The 22,544-nt window shown below is 48.8% G+C and carries 7 protein-coding genes; 4 read left to right on the top strand and 3 right to left on the bottom strand.

Going from position 1 to position 22,544, the window contains the following annotated elements:
* Nucleotides 1-118 precede the first annotated feature (118 nt).
* On the top strand, nt 119-3,889 hold the full coding sequence (locus ACOJUO_RS19290) for a DUF4116 domain-containing protein (protein ID WP_422137860.1): 3,771 nt from the start codon (nt 119-121) through the stop codon (nt 3,887-3,889).
* A 238-nt stretch (nt 3,890-4,127) separates the two neighbouring features.
* Nucleotides 4,128-7,841, top strand: a complete 3,714-nt coding sequence (locus ACOJUO_RS19285) for a DUF4116 domain-containing protein (protein WP_422137859.1) — start codon at nt 4,128-4,130, stop codon at nt 7,839-7,841.
* 76 nt (nt 7,842-7,917) lie between these two features.
* Here the strand turns inward: ACOJUO_RS19285 and ACOJUO_RS19280 are convergent, their stop codons facing one another.
* A complete protein-coding gene (locus tag ACOJUO_RS19280; RefSeq protein ID WP_422137858.1) occupies nt 7,918-11,037 on the bottom strand; it encodes a hypothetical protein in 3,120 nt (1,039 codons plus the stop codon).
* Between the two features lie 338 nt (nt 11,038-11,375).
* Here ACOJUO_RS19280 and ACOJUO_RS19275 point away from each other — a divergent pair, with 338 nt between their 5' ends.
* Nucleotides 11,376-15,083 (top strand): DUF4116 domain-containing protein, encoded by a 3,708-nt coding sequence (locus tag ACOJUO_RS19275; protein ID WP_422137857.1) that lies wholly within the window; start codon nt 11,376-11,378, stop codon nt 15,081-15,083.
* A 97-nt stretch (nt 15,084-15,180) separates the two neighbouring features.
* Here ACOJUO_RS19275 and ACOJUO_RS19270 read toward each other — a convergent pair whose 3' ends face one another.
* Both ACOJUO_RS19270 and ACOJUO_RS19265 read right to left on the bottom strand, forming a co-directional pair.
* Entirely contained in the window at nt 15,181-15,375 is a 195-nt protein-coding gene (locus ACOJUO_RS19270; RefSeq protein WP_422137856.1) for a hypothetical protein, read from the bottom strand.
* Entirely contained in the window at nt 15,356-18,460 is a 3,105-nt protein-coding gene (locus ACOJUO_RS19265; protein ID WP_422137855.1) for a hypothetical protein, read from the bottom strand. The genes ACOJUO_RS19270 and ACOJUO_RS19265 overlap by 20 nt, the downstream gene beginning before the upstream one ends.
* Nucleotides 18,461-18,729: 269 nt before the next feature.
* Here ACOJUO_RS19265 and ACOJUO_RS19260 point away from each other — a divergent pair, with 269 nt between their 5' ends.
* Nucleotides 18,730-22,530, top strand: a complete 3,801-nt coding sequence (locus ACOJUO_RS19260; protein WP_422137854.1) for a DUF4116 domain-containing protein — start codon at nt 18,730-18,732, stop codon at nt 22,528-22,530.
* Nucleotides 22,531-22,544 lie beyond the last annotated feature (14 nt).

Here is a 22,544-nt window from a genome sequence, read left to right as displayed (position 1 = left end):
CTATGCCAGGTCGTTAGCAAAAAACATTGAAGCCCTGTTGAGGATAAGACTGACGGATAGTTGAAACTTTTTTCAAAAACACCAGTCAAATATAGAAAGGATTATGGAGATCACAGTCATGGAAAACACTCAGCTAACAACATCGGGCTTAGCATTACCCACATCTGCCTGTTCGCCAAAATGCGAAAAAGCATCTGCATCTGCATTCGCTCGTTCTGTTATTTCTGCCAAGCAAGATTTCCCACCCTGCATGAAGGATAATTCAGACAAAACTGTCCTCTCTTGTCCTCAACTACCTGCTCGTGATATCAAACTTCCGAATACGGATAACCGCAGGCCTGCCAGCCATGACTTGTCCAGCTTGCAAGCCAACAATGACCGGGCCTTTGTGGGCGGCAAGGGACTGTTTCTGCACCATATGCAGCAGGCCGGGATCCCGGTTCCACCCTTCACTGTGGTTGACACTGCTCTGGTCGCCAGGCTGGAGCAACAGCCTTTCCCCAAAAAATGCCTGTTGCCCTTTTTGCCACACATAAACATGCGGAGCCAGAAATCATTCAGTCTGGAACAATTGCGCACGATCGTTACCAAACTCCCCCATCCGCAACAATCAGAATGGCTCAAGGGGCTATCCGGATTTATTGCCAGTGAGGATTTCTATCAACAGGTCAAAAAAACCAGTGCTGCCAGGGAGATTCACCATTGCTACACCCTACTTCGGCAACAAGCCAGGGGAGCCTGCATCGTCCGAAGTTCCGGCGTCGATGAAGACCGCTTCGGCAATGCCCAGGCCGGTCGCTATGATTCCCGGGTTCATGGTGGCGGCGATATCCTGAAAACCTGCTTGCAAGTCCTGTCATCCGCCTACCGGCCTGAGGTCTGCCCGAACGGACAGGTAAAACCCATGGCGCTGGTCCTGCAGCAGTGCATCCATTGTCGGCTGGGGGGTGTAGTGATCAGCCACTCAACGTTGGAAGACGATGCCATGGAGCTGGAATTTGCACAGGGGCAACCACGGGGGGCCGTCTCCGGAAATGCAGGCATCCGCCCTCATCGCTATACGATCAGGCGCAGTGATGACGAAAACAGCCAACCGGATCGGCAATTTACCCCGGGAGACGTTAGCAGCCAGTTTGTTCTGAAAAAAATCACCGGTGGAGAGGGTTATGTTGAAGAGTGCATTGCGACAACCGGCAATGCAAAAGACATCAGGCTTACTGACAAGATATTGCAACAAGTCCAGAAGTATATAGAACAGCTGGAAAATATGTTCTATTGCCCGGTGGATGTGGAGTTCGGTGTCGATAACCGGGGGAATGTCTTCGTCTTCCAGTGCCGACCAGTGACCCAGCTGCCAGGCAGTAGCCGTTTCTGTGCAGCCGCTCCCTCCCTGCCTCTGGCTGAAGGAACCCTGGTCAGTGAAGGTTATTGCAGTGGCCTTGCCCTGGTGGTTAACGAGCCGGTCAGCGCGGAACAGATTCCGCCCGGTACCATTCTGCTTGCCAATCACGGCAGTGACTGGATGCTGGCACCGGATATTTTAAAACGTCTGGGCGGCTGCGTGTTCAAACAGGGAGGAACCAACGATCATGTTGCCATCACCCTGCGTCAGGCGGGTATACCCTGTCTGGTGGCTGGTTCTCAATATTCTGAGGCAGCCAGCGGGCAACAGGTCACACTGGTGGCAGGCAGTTTTTCCGGCAGCCCCGGAGCCTATTTGCTGACAGGCGACCAGTCTGCCTTCTGGGAGGCCAATAGTAACCATTCCGGACAGGAGACCGTCAGCTCACCCGCAACAGGTGCTGCAGAACCCCCGGACTTCACCCGGGTCGACGAAGGTTTTAGCTGGCTGAATCGCCAAAATAACCGCTTGCTGGATTATTTTCTCCCTGACCGAATACTCAGTCACTGCCTTGGCCCGAGGCGGAGCAAGGTCGTGAGCATGTCAGCAAACCGATCGGATCTGTTGCAACAGCTTGGCATGGAGATTCGGCTGTTGCAGGATGATTTGCAACTGTTTGTATCCGGTTATACGCGCTTTTTAGATCTGGCCAAAGTGTCTCAATCCGATAAAGCACACATTAAAGTGCGAACCTTTTGCAATGAAATCCAGCTCCTTGAAAAACAATGCAAGAGCCTGAAAGATGCCATTGATAACCTGTGTTCAAAAGTGGTCATACCGCTGACCACTGGCCTGAAAGTATCCAGCCAGCCTGCGAATTTCAGACAATGGCTGAAGGATTGCCAGACCTTGCGGGATAAATTGCAAACACTGACCCAGCCCAAGCAAGTGACAGCTATCCATTCTGCTCATGACCTGATTTACTGGCTTCATAAGCGATTTGTTAAAGCTCTTGCCCCGGTGGCTAAAGCATCAGGACAGGGAGAAATTACCAAATTTGCTAAAAAGAGATCGCTGATTGATATGCGCCCCCCAGGCGCTTACGGACTATTAAACCACCGTTGCATCTCGTTACTGGAGGATATTCCCGGATTGAAGCTAAGTGTGCTTAACATGGCGGATGCTGCTTTTGCCACTATATCCTTGGGAGTACACGTCTGCACCATAACCATGCTGGAACAGGCCGAGGGAGGCAAGGGCCGTACACTCCGCCTCGACATCTCGGACGATTTTTCCCAAGACCAGAGAAACATACACCTACAGGGTAAATTGAAGCGTTTCTGGTTTTTGGTCCAGACACTCCGCTGTGCATCGATTGATGAAAATTCACGGCCAATGGCGATCTGCTTCAATCAAAGCACGGGTAAAATAACCATAGAGTGCAATCAGGTTGATTCCACATCAGCATTACAGGAGGCCTCTGTGAAATTGTTGGTTATTCTGTCAGCACTGCGCGACATGGATATGTCAATCAACAATTCTTCTCAGGGTGCAATTGCTGATCGGTGGAATTTTGAAACACTGGTTAAAAGGTGCCAAAACGGACTGGACGATCCCTTAAATAAGTCGACATACAAACAATGCCTGGTATTGGATGCAATCATAAGAAATGAGACAAGCTTCAAAAATTACGTGCTATTGGATTCAATCTCAGGGGGCGGGGATGATGACTTCGACGATCGTCCAAGCCACTCCAGACCTGATGATGTTTCGCTCCTTGATTTTCTGGAAAGTGAATACAGGCTCTTTTATGAAATGGGCAAAGGAATCGGTGCCTGGTTTCAGAGAACTAAGGACCTGAATAACCATTCGGAACTTCGCCAAATCATTACCACTGCTACCAGCCACCTTGAGCCGAAGGCTGCACAAGGAATTATAAAAGAACTGTTATTTTGTATGGCTAGTCTGGATGATTGGCGGCGCATAGATGATGTTGCTATTAAACTCTTGCGTGAGGACTTTGATCTGGATAAGGATAGAGGACTGGTGCTTCTGCTGGTTAAGCAAAATCCAAAGATATTTGCATCTCTCGATGACAAATTGAAGGATGATGTTGACATCGCTAAAACTGCAATAGAACAAAATCCATATTTTTTAAAATATGCCAGCGATCGTCTCAGAAATGATAGAACGCTGGTAAAGATTGCCGTCAAAAAAGATGGTGATGCAATCAGGTATGCCAGTAGCAAGCTCAAGAATGACCACGAGGTGGTTCTGTTGGCCACGAAAAAGAATGCGTATGCCCTTTTTCATGCCGGGAAGACAGCAATAAACGATGAAGCCTTGTTGAGGATTATCATTAAGGAACAACCCATGGCCATCGTATTCTCTAATAAGTCCATCAAAAATGACAAGAAGCTTATTCTCCCACTGCTCTCACGAGAGCCTGACATCTATAAATATCTCAGCAACAGACTGAAATCTGATCCGGATATTCTGGCTGCTGCCGGGCAACGGAGTCAAGGCTCTTCGTGTGTAATCCTCTGACTCTGACTCTGACTCTGACTTTCACCTTCTGAGTGCGCTTTTGTGAACTGATGGGGTGCAGATAAAGACGCCCGGTACCGGAATGTCGCCCCGAAGGTCGCCCGGAAATTTCGCTAGAACCCTCAAGAAACACCTCTCATTCTGGTCTCTCTGTGCAAGAGGAGGCCTGATGTTCATTTATTGAAACTTTTTTCAAAAGTAAGGGTCTTATTTCAAAGAAATCAAGGAAATCCAGGCTATGGAGAGTATTCAACCCACAAAATCAGGTCCGGCTGAGGACAAATCTGCCCGGTTATCGGGTGATCAGGCAGCGTACGCACTCAACCGTTCTGTCACTCCTTACGATCAAGAGAGCCCTTCTCGCAAGCAGCTGCAGTTAATGAAGGTTTATCCAGGTAAAGCTTTCCCGTCTTTTACTCCGCTACCCGCTCGTGGTGTCGAACATCCGGTTACGAAAAATAGCAAGCCTGCCAACCATGACTTGCCACCTGACATTTCTACTCTCATCACAGACGAGCAAATCCGATCCTCTTTTGGCGGCAAAGGTTTGTTTCTGCAGCGTTTGCAGCAGGCCGGTATCCCGGTTCCACCCTTCACTGTGGTTGACACAACCCTGGTCGCCAGACTGGAGCAACAGTCTTTCCCAGCAAAATGCCTGTTGCCCTTTTTGCCAGATATTGACTCGCGGGGTCAGGAATCATTCAGTCTGGAACAATTGCGCAGGACTGTTACCGAACTCCCCCATCTGCAACAATCAGAATGGCTCAAGGGGTTATCCGGGTTTATTGCCAGTGAGGATTTCTATCAACTCGTCAAAAATATCAGTGCTGCCCGGGATATTCGCCATTGCTTCTTCAGGCTCCGGCAACAAGCCGGGGAAGCCTGCATCGTCCGCAGTTCCGGCGTCGATGAAGACCGCTTCGGCAACGCCCAGGCCGGTCGCTATGATTCCCGGGTTCATGGTGGCGGCGATATCCTGAAAACCTGCCTGCAAGTCCTGTCCTCCGCCTACCGACCTGAAGTCTGTCCAAACGGACAGGTAAAACCCATGGCGCTGGTCCTGCAGGAGTGTATTCATTGTCAGCTGGGGGGTGTAGTGATCAGCCACTCAACGTTACAGGACGATACCATTCAGGTGGAATTTGCACCAGGTCAACCCCGGGGGGCGGTCTCCGGAAATACAGGTATCCAACCCCATCGCTATACGATCAGGCGCAGTCATGACGAAAACAGTCAACCGGATCGGCAATTTACCGCTGGAGACGTTACCACTCAGTTTGTTCTGGAAAAAATCACCGGTGAAGAGACCGGCGAAGCAGGTTATATCGAACAAAGCACGACGGCATCCCCGGATGCAAAAGACATCATGCTCTCTGACGAGATATTGCAAAAACTGCAGCAATACACAGAACAGCTGGAAGATATGTTCTGTTGCCCGGTCGATATTGAGTTCGGCGTGGATGGCGATCAGCAACTCTACGTGTTCCAGTGCCGACCAGTGACCCAGCTGCCGGGCAGTACCCGTTTCTCTGCACCTGTGCCAACCCTGCCACTGGCTGAAGGAATCATGGTCAGTGAAGGTTGCTGCAGTGGTGTAGCCATGGCGGTCACCGAACCGGTCAAGGCAGAACAGATTCCGCCCGGAACCCTTCTGTTTGCCAATCACGCCAGTGACTGGATGCTGGCACCCGATATTTTAAAACGTCTGGGCGGCTGCGTGTTCAACCAGGGGGGAACCAACGATCATGTTGCCATCACCCTGCGCCAGGCGGGTATACCCTGTCTGTTGGCTGGTTCTCAGTATCCTGAGGCATTAAGACAGAGCAGCGGACAACAGGTAACACTGGTGGCAGGGAGTTTTGCCGACAGCCCCGGAGCCTGTTTGCTAAACGGCGACCAGTCTGCCTTCTGGCAGGCCCATAGCACCAGTTCCAGACAGGATATCATCAGCTCACCCGCAACCGGTGCTGCTGAGCCACCGAACTTCAACCGAGTCGACGAAGGTTTTGACTGGCTGAATCGCCAAAATACCCGGTTGCTGGACTATTTTCACCCTGACCGGTTAGCAGGCTTCTGCCTTGGCCCGGGGCGAAGTAAGGCCGTCAGCATGTCAGCAAACCGATCGAAACTATTAAAACAGCTTGGCATCGAGATTCAGCAGCTACAAGAGGATTTACAACGGTTTGTATCCGGTTATCAGAACTTTTTAACGCTGGCCACAGCGTCTGAATCGAATGCAATAGCAGCCGAAGTCCAACCCTTTACCGAGGAACTCTCATCCCTTGAAACACAAAGCAATTGCCTGAAAGATGCCATTGCTAACCTGCGCTCAAAAGTGGTCATACCGCTGACCAGCGACCAGGAAGTACCGGACCAGTCTGCGAATTTCAGACAGTGGCTGAGAGATTGCCAGGCCTTGCTGGATAAATTGCAAAAACTGAACCAGCCAGAAGAAGTGCGCGATATCCGCTCTGCCCACGACCTGATTTACTGGCTTCATCAGCGATTTGTTAGCGCTCTCGCCCCGGTGGCAGCAGCATCAGGGCAGGGACAAATCACCAAAATCACAGAAAATAGAACACTGATTGACATACTCCCCCAAGGAGTTCCCGGACTATTAAACGACAATTGCCTTTTTGTACTGAGAAGACTTGGCATAGTAAAGCTACGCATGCTTAATATGGTGGATGCCGCTTTTATTAATGCAACCCTCGGAGTGCACATCTGCACCATAGCAATGCTGGAACAGGCCGAGGGAGGTAAGGGCCGTACACTTCGGCTCGACATCTCTGATCGTTTTTCCCAAGACGAGGAAAAAAAACACCTACAGGGCAAATTGAAACGTTTCTGGCTTTTGGTCCAGACACTACGTTGTGCATCAATTGATAAAAGTTCACGACCAATGGCGATCAGTTTCAATCAAAACGCGGGGAAAATGATCATAGAATACACCCAGGTTGATACCACCTTAGCGTTACAGAATGGCTTTGTGAAATTGATCACTGTCCTGAGAGGACTGCCCTCGATGGATATATCAATCAACAATTTTAATCGCGGAAATAATACCGATAAGTGGTATTTTGAAACACTGGTTAAAAAGTGCCAAAACGGGTTGAACGACGACCTGAATAGCTGGATATTCAAACATTGCCTGGTATTGGATGTCATCAAAAGCCGTCATATACCCTCATACTACTATGACTTTGCGTTCCTTGATTTTCTGGACGGCGAATACAGGTTCTTCCATGAAATGGTCCAACAAGTTGATGATTTTCTTAACACAACTCAAGGCCCGGATAGAAGTTCAAATCTTCGTCAAATCCTGACCGCTGCTACCGGACACCTTCAGCCGAATTATGCTGCAAGAATAACAAAAGAACTGCTAGCTCACATGGCCATTGAAACCCACTCTCCAAAGATTTTTATTTTACTCCTGCGTGAGAACTTTGATATAGATCACGACAGGAATCTGGTGCTTTTCCTGGTGCAACAAAACCCAAATGTATTCAGATATATCTCCGACGAATTCAAGGATGATATTGAAATAGCCAAATCTGCAATAGGACAGCAAGGGCTGTCATTAAAATATGCCAGCGCTCGTTTCAAAAAGGATAGAGTGCTGGTAATGCTTGCCATTAAAAGTGATGGCTGTGCACTAAAGTATGCCGGTACGGATCTCAAAAATGACCCTGATGTGGTTATGGCGGCTACCAGAAGGCATTTTGATGCCTTTCACTATGCCGGGCAGACAGTAAAAAACAATAAAACCCTCTTGAGAATACTCATTGAAGAAAACCCTAAGGTCATGGACTTTGCTCCTGAGTCCCTTAAAAACGACAAGGACTTTGTTCTGCCACTGCTCTCAAGGGATGTCCGCATTTACGAATACCTTGGCGAGGAACTGAAATCTGATCCGGATATTCAGGCTGCAGCCCGGAACCAGGACGCTTGATTCAGGCAATAGAGCAATAGGCACAACTTATGAGGCTGGCTGTGCCTATTCCAGCCAGCCTTGTTGCGTCTTCGCTTCATTCCTTATACGGCAAAACACTAACATCACGATCAGGAACAACCTTCACGGGCACCCGCATTTCCTGCAGCTTTACCTTACCTTTCTTGTCATATCCCCTGAAACGTTTCTCATTAACCACCGCAAATCCTCTTTTCTCAAGCGCTCTTTTTGCCTTACGTGATTTCAGGGTTTCCTGGGTTAATGTGCCGAGGCTCATGAGTATCCCTTTGGATTGCAGTCGTTGCACCTCCTGAACGATGGCCTCTTGTGTTTCAGTGCTCAGTAATCTGAAGCCATGGCGACACTGCGTCTTTTCCAGACGGGTCATTCTTTCAGGCACCCTGACTTGTCTGAGATCATGAAAACTGTTGTGGATGCCACGGGTAATCCCCTTTTTCTGGTCAGTCTTGCACTCTGTATGGTCAGGGCTGGAACAGGTGTTAATGCCTGCACGGCTGGCAATATAGCGCCGGACGTTATCATCCAGGTATTTTTCCATGTTCTGCAGAGGCAGGGGCGTGTGTTCAAATTTATCGGTGATAGCGGTCCTGTCAGGCTGGAGCTGGAAAGTTTGAACATAGGGAACCGTCCGCAGGTCTTTGCTGTCACTGCCAGTGACTTGTAGCAGATCAGCAGCACCGTGCATGGCGGCTTCCAGTTGCTGTTGCAAGTCCGGTTTCAGGGCAGGACCATGGGTGAAATTCCGGGTCAGTTGCGACGGCAGATCCAGACGCGATGGGTCAAACTGTCTGGGCTTTTGTCGGTCTTTGAAGAGTCCCGGGAACGAGGCATCAACCCCGCTGAATCGGATAAAGTCCATGCGGTCGGCAAAGCGCAATACATGCAGATAACCGCGAACCTGTGTGGACAGATTCTGGTCGCTCTTACCCTGTAGGTCGTCTTCCTTGCGGGCCAGTGCTTCGGCAATATCATTCAGCTGATGTTGTGGGTACTGCCCCTTCAGATCCCGCTTGAAATAGGAAGCCGCCCTGTCTTCTTCATCCTCTTTGGGGACATCTTCTGCAGCGGCATCATGATAGATGATCGCCAACGACAACAGGTTCTTTTCAGATTCAGAGAAACGCATCAGATCGGATTTCTCCAGCAACTCGATGTACCACAACAGATTGTTCCGGGCCCGCAATACATGACTGCAGTTGTGATCAGGCTTCCATACCCCGGGCAATGTGTCACTGCCAAGGCATTGGATGACTCGCTCAGGACCGGGGCGACGGTAATAATGCTGCAGTATTTTCAAAATAGTCTCTTCGTTATCCCTGGCATTGGGCAAAACCGGTGGAACGCTGAAGGCGTCAACGAGAAATTGCAACTCCTCTGGTTGCGTCAGGGAGGCAGGTTGGGCAGATCGACAGTCGCTGAGGCCGAGGGACTTTTGCAGTTCGACTATTTGTTGTTGCTCTGCTTTGACTTTTTCTGGCCATTGCTGGTAAAAGGGCTGTTTATCTCGGCATTTCCAGAGTGCTTTAATCCAGATGATATAGTCATCTGCACTCAGCTTTCCCAAGGATTCTTTGATGCCTTTAGGGCCGGTGTCAGCTATTTCTTTTCTCACGGCGCTTAATGTTTGCTCATTGGGCTTGCCAAAATGAAACAGTGCTAACAAATAATTCCTAAGTTGGTTAAAGGGATGATGTCCCTCAAAAGGTCGTTGAAGGACAAGGTAAAACGCTTCCTGCAGTTGTGCTGAACTGAGTCTCAGACAACGCTGATGAAACTCCAGCATCACAGCCGGATCATTGCAAGATGGGTGGCAAAGTATCATAGACCGTAAATCAATACCCTTGTAGGATAATCCCAATGCCTTCAGATGGCGGCAAAGTCTTATTGAATAAAAATCCTGTAGAATGTTGTTGGCGGTTTTCTCATTAACAGACACTCCGCATTTGGCCAGATCAGTGGCTAATTGGACAAAAATAGCTTCCTGTTTAGCTGTCCAGCTCATACACTGGTCTTCGTCAGCTGCTGTCTCTCTGTGAAGATGGTCGTAAAGACATAATTCGCCTGCTGATTCGATCAATACATCAAATAGTGTTTGGTATTCTCCTTCGTAAAATACTTTCTTTTGTACAGGGAAACCCTGGTCTATTAATTTCCGTAAGCGTTGATGAGTGGAGGAATCCGGGTTCGTTACCAGTTTCATAATGTCCTCAACCTGAACCGGATGCCGCTGTGTTGGCAGATACTGTTGATTCAGAATTTCTGCTTTTAACGGCAATGGCAGAAGATTCAATAACATCATCAAGATCTCTTCAGAAATGTTATGGGATATCGCAAAATTTCTGAGCCTGGCTTCATTAAGCGTTAACAGATGATCACTGGGGAGTTCATCCTCAAAATAAACCTCTGCAGAACCGCCTTGCCTGGAAAACACCAGCCAGGGCAATGGGTCTATGCCTAAAGCCTCCTCTAATTGGTGTTTATCCTGCAAATGATCGGTAATACTTTTGGCAATGTTCTCTTTGATCGTGAAAAAACACTTGATGTGTGATTTTGTATAGCCGGTGGTTAGCCATTCTGCAGGGTTTCTTAACTTTTCATTATCTTTTTCCCTGAATTCGGGCGCTTTGAATGTGCCGTTCGGTCGCAGTTCACCTGACGTAGACTTCCTGTATACACTACAGAGCCGGTCAGCTTGTTCGAGCTTTTTCAATCTCAGTGAACTGTGGTCAGGGAGGCATTTAGTAGAAAGTTCATCCGGCTTTAAACCCCTGAACTGTAAATGAGCTGTAACAGCATGATTTTTATAAGCAGCGAGCGTATCGGGTTTTAGAATGCCAACTGTGACATCTTTCGTTGGGGGTAATAAAGAAGGCACATCTTCGATAATCAGGTTGACAGGTCTTGGTGCTTTTGGATGCTCGTCGTTATGGTCATGATAAATCGACTCTTTTTCGAATCTTGTATAACATGATTCCGAGTCGCACGCCCGAATCTGTCGAGCCCCCAAAGTGCCGACCTTCAGGGCTGCGTGCAATTCCTGTCTTAGCTGCTCTCTGCTACCCGGGGACAGGCAGTGTGCAGTGTTTGAATTTTTGCCAGATTGCGCCGAACAACTCTCAGGGTTCGTAAACGATGCTGTCGAGAGTGAATTTCCTGTTTCTGGTAATGAATCCATATCAATAACCCCTGGAGTAATTGCAAAATCATTGTGATGTCCGGATTAGAATTACCCCACTCGTATTGCCGCCCTGATGTTCCTGAAGCAAGGAAGCGTTAAACATAGAGATAAACCCGACGTCATTCCTGAGCCGCTGGTGAGTCACTGCTGACGATGAATACCTGACTTCATCGGGATGATGGTGTTGGTATTAAGGTTCTTTTAAAAACGGCACTATAGTTTCTGACTTTTTTACATCAAAAAAGTTCCTGCAGCTTAAACCCGGACTGACGATTAGTTGAAACTTTTTTCAAAAACACCGGTCAGATGTGAGAAGAATTATAGAGATCACAGTCATGGAAAAGGCTCAACCAACAACACCAGGCTTAACTTCACTGAAACCTGCCCGTAAGCCAGACTGCAACAGAGCATCTGCATTCGCTCGTTCTGTTATTTCTGCCAGGCAAGACTCTACTCCTGACATGGGGCACAGGACGGTTAATTCAGACAAAACGCTTCTCTCTTGTCCTCAACTACCTGCTCGTAATATCAAACTTCCGAATACGGATAACCACAGACCTGCCAGCCATGACTTGCAGCTTGCCATCTTGTCAGTCACCGATGACAGGCAAACCCGGGCCTTTATGGGCGGCAAGGGACTGTTTCTGCAGCGTATGCAGCAGGCCAGTATCCCGGTTCCACCCTTTACTGTGGTTGACACAACCCTGGTCGCCAGGCTGGAGCAACAGCCTTTCCCCGCAAAATGCCTGTTGCACTTTTTGCCAGATATTGACACCCGGAGCCAGAAATCTTTCAGCCTGGAACAATTGCGCACAATCATCAGCGAACTCCCCCATCCGCAACAATCAGAATGGCTGAAGGGGTTATCCGGATTTATTGCCAGTGAGGACTTCTATCAACAGGTCAAATATGTCAGTGCTGCCGAGGATATTCGTCATCGCTACTTCATGCTTCAGCAACAAGCCAGCGAAGCCTGCATCGTTCGCAGTTCCGGTGTCGATGAAGACCGCTTCGGCAACGCCCAGGCCGGTCGCTATGATTCCCGGGTTCATGGTGGCGGCGATATCCTGAAAACCTGCCTGCAAGTCCTGTCCTCCGCCTACCGGCCTGAAGTCTGTCCAAACGGACAGGTAAAACCCATGGCGCTGGTCATGCAGGAGTGCATTCATTGCCAGCTGGGGGGCGTAGTGATCAGCCACTCAACCTTACAGGACGATACCATTCAGGTGGAATTTGCTCCGGGTCAACCCCGGGGGGCGGTCTCCGGACGTACAGGCATCTGCCCTCATCGCTTCAGGATCAGGCGCAATGATGACGAAAACAGTCAACCGGATCGGCAATTTACCGCTGGAGACGTTACCACACAGTTTGTTCTGGAAAAAATCACCGACGAAGAGACCGATGAAACGGGTTATATCGAACAGAGCACCACGGCAACCACCGATGCAAAAGACATCATGCTTTCTGACAAGATATTGCAAAAACTGCAGGAATACACAGAACAGCTGGAAGATATGTTCTGTTGCCCTGTGGATATTGAGTTCGGCGTGTCTATGTTAGGGCAATTGTACCTGTTCCAGTGTCGGCCAGTGACCCAGCTGCCGGGCAGTACCCGTTTCTCTGAACCAGCACCAGCCGTGTCGATGGCTGAAGGAATCATGGTCAGTGAAGGTTGCTGCAGTGGTTTGGCCCTGGCGGTCAACGAACCGGTCAACGCAGAACAGATCCCGTCCGGAACCCTTCTTTTTGCCAATCACGCCAGTGACTGGATGCTGGCACCCGATATTTTAAAACGTCTGGGCGGCTGTGTGTTCAAACAAGGGGGAACCAACGATCATGTTGCCATCACCCTGCGTCAGGCGGGTATACCCTGTCTGTTGGCTGGTTGTCAGTATTCTGAGGCATTAAGACAGAGCAGCGGACAACAGGTAACACTGGTGGCAGGCATTTTTGCCGGCAGCCCCGGAGCCTGTTTGCTGACCGGCGACCAGTCTGCCTTCTGGCAGGCCAATAGCACCAGTTCCGGTCAGGATATCGTCAGCTTACCCGCAAGCAGTCCTTTAGAACCACCCGAGTTCACCAGAGTCGATGAAGGTTTTGGCTGGCTGAATCGCCAGAATGACCGGTTGCTGGACTACTTTCGCGCTGACCGGTTACTAAGCCATTGCCTTGGACCAGGACGAAGCAAGGCAATCAGCATGTCAGCAAACCGATCGGATCTGTTATCACAACTTGGCAGGGAGATTCATCTTCTGCAGGGCGATCTGCAACAATTTTTATCCGGTTATCGGCGTTATTTAGATCTGGCCGTCGGGTCTGAAGCGGTTGCTATACCCTCCAAAATCCAGCCCTTTACCGATGAACTCCCGTACCTTGAAACACAATTGATAGACCTGGAGGATGCCATTGATGACCTTTACACAGAAGTGGTCACGCCGCTGGCTGGCAATGAAGAATTGCCCTCCCGGCGGACGGATTTCGGACAATGGCTGAGAGATTGCCAGACCTTGTTGGATACATTGCAAAAACTGAACCAGCCCAGTTATGAATGCGAAATCTGTACTGTCCACGACCTGATCTACTGGCTTCATCAGCAATTTGTCAACGCTCTCGCGCCGGTGGCTGGCGCATCCGGCCAGGGAAAAATTACCGAAGTTGAAGAAGACAAAACGCTGGTTGAGATACTCCCCCGGGGAGTTTCCGGACTATTAGACGACAATTGCATCTCGGTACTGGGCAAGCCTAGTTTATTTGAACTAAGCGTGCTGAATATGGTGGATGCCGCCTTTGTTAATGCAACTCTGGGAGTGCACATCTGTACCATAACCATGCTGGAACAGGCCGAGGGAGGCAAGGGCCGAACACTCCGCCTCAACATCTCAGATGATTTTTCCCAAGACAAGAAAAACGAGCACTTACAGGGTAAATTGAAGCGTTTCTGGTTTTTGGTCCAGACACTGCGTTGCGCATCATTAGATAAAAGTTCACGGCCAATGGCGATCAGCTTCAATCAAAGCGCGGGAAAAATGACCATAGAGTATACCCGGTTTGATTCCACACCAGCATTACAGAAGGCCTTTGTGGAATTGGTGAACATTCTGTCCGGGCTCACCTCCATGGATATATCAATCAACCAATTTAATTTCAGTAAAAATAACGACAAATGGTATTTTGAAACGCTGGTTAAAAGGTGTCAAAACGGGCTGGACGAACCTTTAAATAACTGGACGTTCAAACATTGCCTGGTATTGGATGCAATCAATGACAGGGAGGCAGATTATTGGAATCATGAATATACTTTCCTCGATTATCTGGATAGCGAATACAAGCTGTTTTTTGATATGGCCAGTAAAGCTTGTCATTTTATTGAGGCAACTGAAGATCCGAATAGAAATTCAGAACTTCGCCAAATATTTAATGCTGATACCAAAGACCTTGAGCCGAATGATGCTGCAAGAATAATAAAAGAACTGCTATGTAGCATGGCCATTGCAAGCGAGTGGCAAGGGCGAGAAGCCTGCATTGAACTGCTGCGAGAGGACTTTGATTTAGATGATAACAGGGATCTGGTGCTTTCGCTGGTTCAGCAAAGCCCGGAAATATTCGGTTTGATCGCCGACCTGTTTAAAGATGATACTGACATAGCGAAATCTGCCATAGAACAGCAAGGAGATTTGTTAGCATATGCCAGCGAACGTCTCAGAAATGACAAGTCGCTGGTAAAGCTTGCCGTCAATAATTATGCGGATGCACTCAAATATGCCAGCACAGATCTCAGAAATGACCCGCAAGTGGTTTTGTTGGCTACCAGAAGCTATTTTCCTGCCTTTTACTATGCCGGACAGACAGCAAAAAACAATAAAGTCCTGTTGAGGACAATCATTGAGGAAAATCCTTTAGCCATGTTCTATGTCGCTGATTCCCTTAAAAATGACAAGGATTTTGTCCTGCCTCTGCTCTTACGAGTTCCCCAAATCTACGAATACCTTAGCGACAAACTGAAATCTGATCCGGATATTCAGTCTGCAGCTGAAAGGATGTAGTGGAATGGGTGACCATTCTGTCAGGTCTGACCTCCGTAAGTTTCTTGACATCCTCCCCGCCGTGAAGAGGGTGTTGCAAAACTTCAACAGCTCATTCTCACGCTCTGTAGTCGTCATTCCCGCGAAGGCGGGAATCCAGCGCCAACGGTGGATCTCTGTCTTCTCGGGGATGACAAGGCCAGGGGGACACCGGGCAGTACGGTTCTGGTGGAGAGTCAGTGTGGATTCCCGCCTTCGCGGGAATGACGAGAATGACGTTATTCCGGACAGCCTTATTGCTTGTTCGCTTCATTACGATCAGGCGGAACCTTCACAGGCACCAGCATTTCCTGCAGGTGTACTTTACCTTTCTCGTCATATCCCCTGAAGCGTTTCTCATTAACCACCGCAAATCCTCTTTGCTCAAGCGATCTTTTCGCCAGGGGTGATTTCAGGGTTTCCTGGGTTAATGTGCCGAGGCTCATGAGTATCCCTTCGGATTGCAGTCGTTGCACCTCCTGAACGATGGCCTCTTGTGTTTCAGTACTCAGTAATCTGAAACCGTGGCGACATTGCATTTTTTCCAGACGGGTCATTCTTTCAGGCACTCTGACTTGTCTGAGATCATGGAAACTGTTGTGGATGCCACGGGTAATCCCCTTTTGCTGGTCCGTTTTGCACTCTGTATGGTCAGGGCTGGAACAGGTGTTAATGCCTGCACAGCTGGCAATATAGCGCCGGACGTTATCATCCAGGTATTTTTCCATGTTCTGCAGAGGCAGGGGCGTCTGTTCAAATTTATCGGTGATAGCGGTCCTGTCAGGCTGGAGCCGAAAAGTTTGAACATAAGAAAGCGTCCGGAGGTCTTCATGATCACTGCCAGTGACCTGTAGCAGATCAGCAGCACCGTGCATGGCGGCTTCCAGTTGCTGTTGCAAGTCCGGTTTCAGGGCAGGATCAAGGCTGAAATTCCGGGTCAGTTGCGACGGCAGATCCAGGCGCGATGGGTCAAACTGCCCGAACTTCTGTCGTCCTGTCAAGAACCCCGGGAACGAGGCATCAACCCCGGTGAATCGGATAAAGTCCATGCGGTCAGCAAAGCGCAGTACATGCAGATAACCGCGAACCCGTGTGGAAATATTCTGGTCACTCTTACCCTCTACGTCATCTTCCTTGCGGGCCAGTGCTTCGGCAATATCATCCAGCTGATGCTGTGGGTACTGCCCCTTCAGATCCCGCTTGAAATAGCTGGCCGCCCTTTCTTCTTCATCCTCTTTGGGGACATTTTCTGCAGCGGCATCATGATAGATGATTGCCAATGACAACAGGTTCTTTTCAGGTTCAGAGAAATGCATCAGATCGAATTTCTCCAGCAACTCGATATACCACATCAGATTGTTCCGGGCCCGCAATACATGACTGCAGTTGTGATCAGGCTTCCATACCCCGGGCAATGTGTCACTGCCAAGGCATTGGATGACTCGCTCCGGTCCGGGACGTCGGTAATAATGCTGCAGTATTTTCAGAATGGTCTCCTCGTTATCCCTGGCATTGGGCAAAACCGGTGGTACGCCGAAGGCGTCGACGAGAAATTGCAACGCCTCTGGTTGTGTCAGGGAGGCGGATTGGACAGATCGACAGTCGGTGAGGCCGAGGGACTTTTGCAGTTTGACTATTTGTTGCTGCTCTGTTTTGACTTTTTCTGGCCATTGCCGGTAAAAGGACTCTTGATCTCGCCGCTCCCAGAGTGCTTTAACCCAGTGGATATAATCATCTGTGCTTAGCGTTCCCAGGGATTTTTTAATGCCGTTAGCGCTGGTGTCTGCTATTTTTTTTCTGATGGCGCTTAATGTTTGCTCATTGGGCTTGCCAAAATGAAACAACGCTAGTAAATATTTCTTAAGTTGTTTACAGGGATGATGTCCCTCAAAAGGTCTTCGAAGGACAAGGTGAAACGCTTCCTGCAGTTGTGCTGAGCTGAGTCTCTGGCAACGTTGATGAAACTCCAGCATCACAGCCGGATCGGTGATAGAGTCGTGATCAATCATTAAAGACCATAAGTCTGTACCCTGGTAGGATACTCCCAATGCCTTCAAGTGGCAGAAAAGTCTTTTTGAATAAAATTCCTCTAAAAGCCTATTGGCGGTTTTCTCAGTAACAGGCACTCCGCATCTGGCCAGATCAGTGGATAATTGGATAAGGATATCTTCCTGATAATCTGCCCAGCTCAGGCACTGGAATTCGTCATTACCCGTCATTCTGTAAAGCTTATCGTTCCGCCAAGATACGGTTGCTGACTTGATCAATAAATCAAATATTGTTTGGTATTGTCCCTGGTAAAGTACTTTTTTTTGAACAGGGAAACCCTGGTCTATCAACTCCCGTAAGCGTTCACGAGTGAAGCAATCCGGATTCGTTACCAGTTTTATAATGTCCTGAGTTCGAAACTGCACCGTTGGCAGATGCTGTTGATTCAGGATTTCTGCTTTTAACGGCATTGGCAGAAGATTCAATAACCTCTTCAGGATCTCTTCAGAAATGTTATGGGAGATCGCAAAATTACCAAGCCTGGTTTCATTAAGCGTTAACAGCTGATCACGGTGGAGTTCATCCTCAAAATAAACTTCTGCAGAACCGCCTTGCCGGGAATAAGCCAGCCAGGGCAATGGGTCAATGCCAAAAGCCTCTTCTAATTGGTGTTTATCCTGCAAATGATCGGTAATACCTTTGGCAATGTTCTCTTTTACAGTCAGAAAACACTTGATTTGTGATTTTGTATACCCGGTGGTGAGCCATTCTGCAGGGCGTCTTAACTTTTCATTATCTTTTTCCCTGAATTCGGGCGGTTTGAATGTGCCGTTCGGCCGCAGTTCACCTGACGTAGATTCCCTATAGACACTACAGAGCCGGTCAGCTTGCTCGAGCTTTTTCAATCGCAGTGAACTGTGGTCAGGTAGGCATTTAGTAGACAGTTCATCTGGTTTTAACGTATTTTCCTCTAAAGAAAATGTGCCGGCATGATCTTTATAAGCAGCGAGCGTATCGGGTTTTAGAATGCCGACTATGACATCGTTTGGTCTTACTAACATCGAGGGCACGTCTTCGATAATCAGGTTGACAGGTCTTGGTGCTTTAGGAAGCTCGTCGTTATGGTCAAGATAAACCGACTCTCTTTCGAATCTTGTAAAACATGATTCCGAGTCGCACACCTCAATCTGTCGAGCACCGAAAGTGCCTGCCTTCAGAGCTGCCCGCAATTCCTGTCTTAGCTGCTCTTTACTACCCGGGGACAGGCAATGTGCAGTGTTTGAATTTTTGCCAGATTGCGCCGAACAACTCTCAGGGTTCGTAAACGATACTGTCGAGAGTGAATTTCCTGTTTTTGGTAATGAATCCATATCAATAATCCTTAGAGTCATTGGAAAGCCATTGTGATGTCCGGATTAGAATTACCTCACTCGTATTGCCGCCAGGAGCCTGACGATAAAATAACTGCCTTCATCGGGATGATGGTGTTGACATTAAGGTTCATTTAAAACCGGTATTGATGCTTTCTGACTTTTTTATATCCAAAAAGTTCCTGCCGCCTGGATCCGGACTGACGGGTAGTTGAAACTTTTTTCAAAAGCACCGGTCAAAGGTAAGAGGGATTAAGGAGATCACAGTCATGGAAAAGACTCAACCAACAACGACGGGCTTTACTTTGCCCGAATCTGCCAGTGAAGCAGACCGCTGCATCGGACGGGCATTCGCTCATTCTGTTATTTCTGCCGGGCAAGACTCCCCTCCTTGCGTGGGGCACATGACGGATGATTCAGATAAAACCGTTCTCTCTTATCCTCAACTACCTGATCGTGATATCAAACTTCCGAATACGGATATCTGCGGGTCTGCCAGCCATAACTTGCAACCTGCCACCTTGCCAGCCACCGATGACAGGCAATCCCGGGGCTTCGTGGGCGGCAAGGGCCTGTTTCTGCACCGTATGCAGCAGGCCGGGATCCCGGTTCCACCCTTCACGGTGGTTGACACAACCCTGATCGCCAGGCTGGAGCAACAGTCTTTTCCCGCAATATGCCTGTTGCCTTTTTTGCCAGATATTGGCACGCGGGGTCAGGCATCATTCAGCCTGGAACAATTGCGCACGATCGTTACCGAACTACCGCATCAGCAACAATCAAAATGGCTCAAGGGGTTATCCGAATTTATTGCCAGTGAGGATTTCTATCAACAGGTAGAAAATATCAGTGCTGCCCGAGATATTCGTCATCGCTACTTCATGCTTCGGCAACAAGCCAGCGAAGCCTGCATCGTTCGCAGTTCCGGCGTCGATGAAGACTGCTTCGGCAATGCCCAGGCCGGTCGCTATGATTCCCGGGTTCATGGCGGCGGCGATATCCTGAAAACCTGCCTGCAAGTCCTGTCGTCCGCCTACCGGCCTGAAGTCTGTCCAAATGGACAGGTAAAGCCCATGGCGCTGGTCCTGCAGCAGTGCATTCATTGCCAGCTAGGGGGCGTAGTGATCAGCCACTCAACACTACAGGACAATGCCATTCAGGTGGAATATGCTCTGGGTCAGCCGCGGGGGGCGGTCTCCGGAACAACAGGAATTCGCCCCCATCGCTATACAATCAGGCGCAGTGACGATAAAAACAGTCAACCAAATCGGCAATTTACCCCGGGTGATATTACGACACAGTTTGTCCTGGAAAAAATCACCGATGAAGAGACCGGTGAAGCGGGTTATATCGAACGGAGCAACACGGCAACTACTGATGCAAAAGACATCATGCTCTCTGACGAGATATTGCAAGAACTGCAGAAAAACATAGAAAAGCTGGAAGATATGTTCTGTTGCCCGGTCGATGCTGAGTTCGGCGTGGATGGCGATCTGCAACTCCACGTGTTCCAAAGTCGACCAGTGACCGAGCTGCCGGGCAGTACCCGTTTCTCTGCACCTGCGCCAACCCTGCCACTGGCTAAAGGAACCATGGTCAGTGAAGGTTGTTGCAGTGGTGTCGCCCTGATGGTCACCGAACCGGTCAATGCGGAACAGATTCCACCCGGTGCCATTCTGTTTGCCAATCACGCCAGTGACTGGATGCTGGCACCTGATATTTTAAAACGTCTGGGCGGCTGCGTGTTCAAACAGGGAGGAACCAATGATCATGTTGCCATCACCTTGCGACAGGCAGGTGTAAGCTGTCTGTTGGCTGGTTCTCAGTATTCTGAAGCATTAAGACAGAGCAGCGGACAACAGGTAACACTGGTGGCTGGCAGTTTTGTCGGCAGCCCCGGAGCCTGTTTGCTGTCAGGCGACCAGTCTGCCTATTGGCAGGCCAGGAGCACCACTTCCGGTCAGGATATCATCAGCTCAGCCGCAACCAGTCCTGCGGAACCACCCGACTTTACCCGTGTCGACGACGGTTTTGCCTGGCTGAATCGCCAGAATCACCGGTTGCTTGACTATTTTCACCCTGACCGTATAACAAGTCGCTGCCTTGGCCCGGGCCGAAGTAAGGCAGTCAGCATGTCAGCAAACCGATCGAAACTATTACAACAACTTGACCTTGAGATTCAGCAACTACAGAAGGATTTAGACCTGTTTGTCTCTGGTTATCAGCACTTTTTAGGTCTGGCCACAGCATCTGAATCAAATACTGCACCATCCAAAGTCAAACCCTTTACCGAGGTAACCCATCTCCTTGAAAAACACTGCAAAAGCCTGAAAGATGCCATTGATAAACTGCGCTTAAAGGTGGTCTTGCCGCTAACCACCGAGCTGGAATTACCCGACCAACCTGCGAATTTCAGACAGTGGCTAAGCGATTGCCAGACCTTGCAGGATAGATTGCAAAAACTGACCCGGCCCGAATTTATACTCAATATTAGTTCTGCCCACGACCTGGTTTACTGGCTTCATCAGCGATTCGTTGATGCACTCGCCCCGGTGGCAGAAGCATCAGGGCAGGGACAAATCACCAAAATTACAGACGCCAGAGTGCTGATTAATATACTCCCTCAGGGCGCTTTGGGACTATTAAACGACAAGTGCATGTCGGTAGCGAGCAAACTTCCCATAACAAGGCTACGCATGCTTAATATGGTGGATGCCGCTTTTGTCAGTGCGAAACTCGGAGTGCACGTCTGCACCATAAGCATGCTGGAAGAGGCCGAGGGAGGCAGGGGCCGTACACTCCGCCTCGACATCTCTGATAATTTTTCTGAAAACGGGTTCAACACACACTTACAGGGTAAATTGAAGCGTTTCTGGTTTTTGGTACAGACACTCCGCTGCGCATCGATTGATAGTCATTCACTGCCAATGGCAATCAGTTTCAATAAAAATGCATGGAAAATGACCATAGAATACACTCAGGTTGATTCAAAAAAAACATTACAAGATAGTTTTGTGAAATTAGTGACTGTTCTGAGCGGACTGACCGACCTGGATATGTCAATCAACAAATTTAATCGTGGTGAAAATCTTGACGAATGGAATTTTGAAACGCTGGTTAAAAAGTCTCAAATCGGGCTGAGCGACTCTGTAAATAACTGGATATTCAAACATTGCCTGGTAGTGGATGTATTCGAAAGCCGTGACGTGCGTCGATGTTACAAAAACTATGCGTTCGTTGATTATCTGGACGACGAATGCAAGTTGTTACATGAAGTGGCCAAAAAAACTCATGAAACTCTTGAGGCATTTCGGGCCTGGTACAGAAGTTCAGAACTTCGCCAAATGTTAGCCGATGCCAGCAAACAGCTCAAACCCGATGATGCGGCAAGAATAACAAAGGAACTGCTGACCCACATGGTCATTGAAGACTTCCACCCGGAGCTTACTTTTACACTCTTGCGTGAGGACTTTAATTTAGATCACGATAAGGATCTGGTGCTTTTCCTGATAGAACAAAACCCGATGTTATTCCGTTTTGTCTCCGACGCATTCAGGGATGATTTCGATATAGCCAATTCTGCAATAAGATCGCGAGGGCGGTTATTAGAATATGCCAGCGATCGTTTCAAAAAGGATAAATCTCTGGTAATGCATGCCATTAGTGATCCTGGCGGTATTTCTCTTGAGTATGCCAGTACCGATCTCAAGAATGACCCTGAAGTGGTTATGGCAGCTACCCGATATAATTATCATTCCTTTCAATATGCCGGGCAGACAGTAAAAAACAACGAATCCCTCTTGAGAGTCCTCATTGCAGAAAACCCTTTGGTCTTGATCTATGCAACTGAGTCCCTTAAAAATGACAAGGACTTTGTCCTGCCAGTGCTCTCAGGAAATACCCACATTTACGAAAATGTCCACATTTACAAATATCTCAGTGACAGACTGAAATCGGATCCGGATATTATGGCCGCAGCCGGACACCCGATTAAAGTTGAACCTGAAACCGCGAGTTCAGATCAGCCTGAAAAGCCGAAAGATAAAAAGCGTTCGTGTGTCATCCTGTGACTCTGATTTTCACC

Origin of the sequence: Endozoicomonas sp. ALC020, assembly GCF_049275935.1 — a bacterium.
Classification (GTDB): domain Bacteria; phylum Pseudomonadota; class Gammaproteobacteria; order Pseudomonadales; family Endozoicomonadaceae; genus Endozoicomonas_A.
Note: the sequence above shows the minus strand (reverse complement) of the source record. Positions and strands in the feature narration are given on the sequence as shown.

Excerpts from the sequence above, each read along its gene's own strand:
- ACOJUO_RS19290 (WP_422137860.1), top strand. The coding sequence starts at position 119 with ATGGAAAACACTCAGCTAACAACATCGGGCTTAGCATTACCCACATCT.
- ACOJUO_RS19285 (WP_422137859.1), top strand. The coding sequence starts at position 4,128 with ATGGAGAGTATTCAACCCACAAAATCAGGTCCGGCTGAGGACAAATCT.
- ACOJUO_RS19280 (WP_422137858.1), bottom strand. The coding sequence starts at position 11,037 with ATGGATTCATTACCAGAAACAGGAAATTCACTCTCGACAGCATCGTTT.
- ACOJUO_RS19275 (WP_422137857.1), top strand. The coding sequence starts at position 11,376 with ATGGAAAAGGCTCAACCAACAACACCAGGCTTAACTTCACTGAAACCT.
- ACOJUO_RS19270 (WP_422137856.1), bottom strand. The coding sequence starts at position 15,375 with ATGAAGCGAACAAGCAATAAGGCTGTCCGGAATAACGTCATTCTCGTC.
- ACOJUO_RS19265 (WP_422137855.1), bottom strand. The coding sequence starts at position 18,460 with ATGGATTCATTACCAAAAACAGGAAATTCACTCTCGACAGTATCGTTT.
- ACOJUO_RS19260 (WP_422137854.1), top strand. The coding sequence starts at position 18,730 with ATGGAAAAGACTCAACCAACAACGACGGGCTTTACTTTGCCCGAATCT.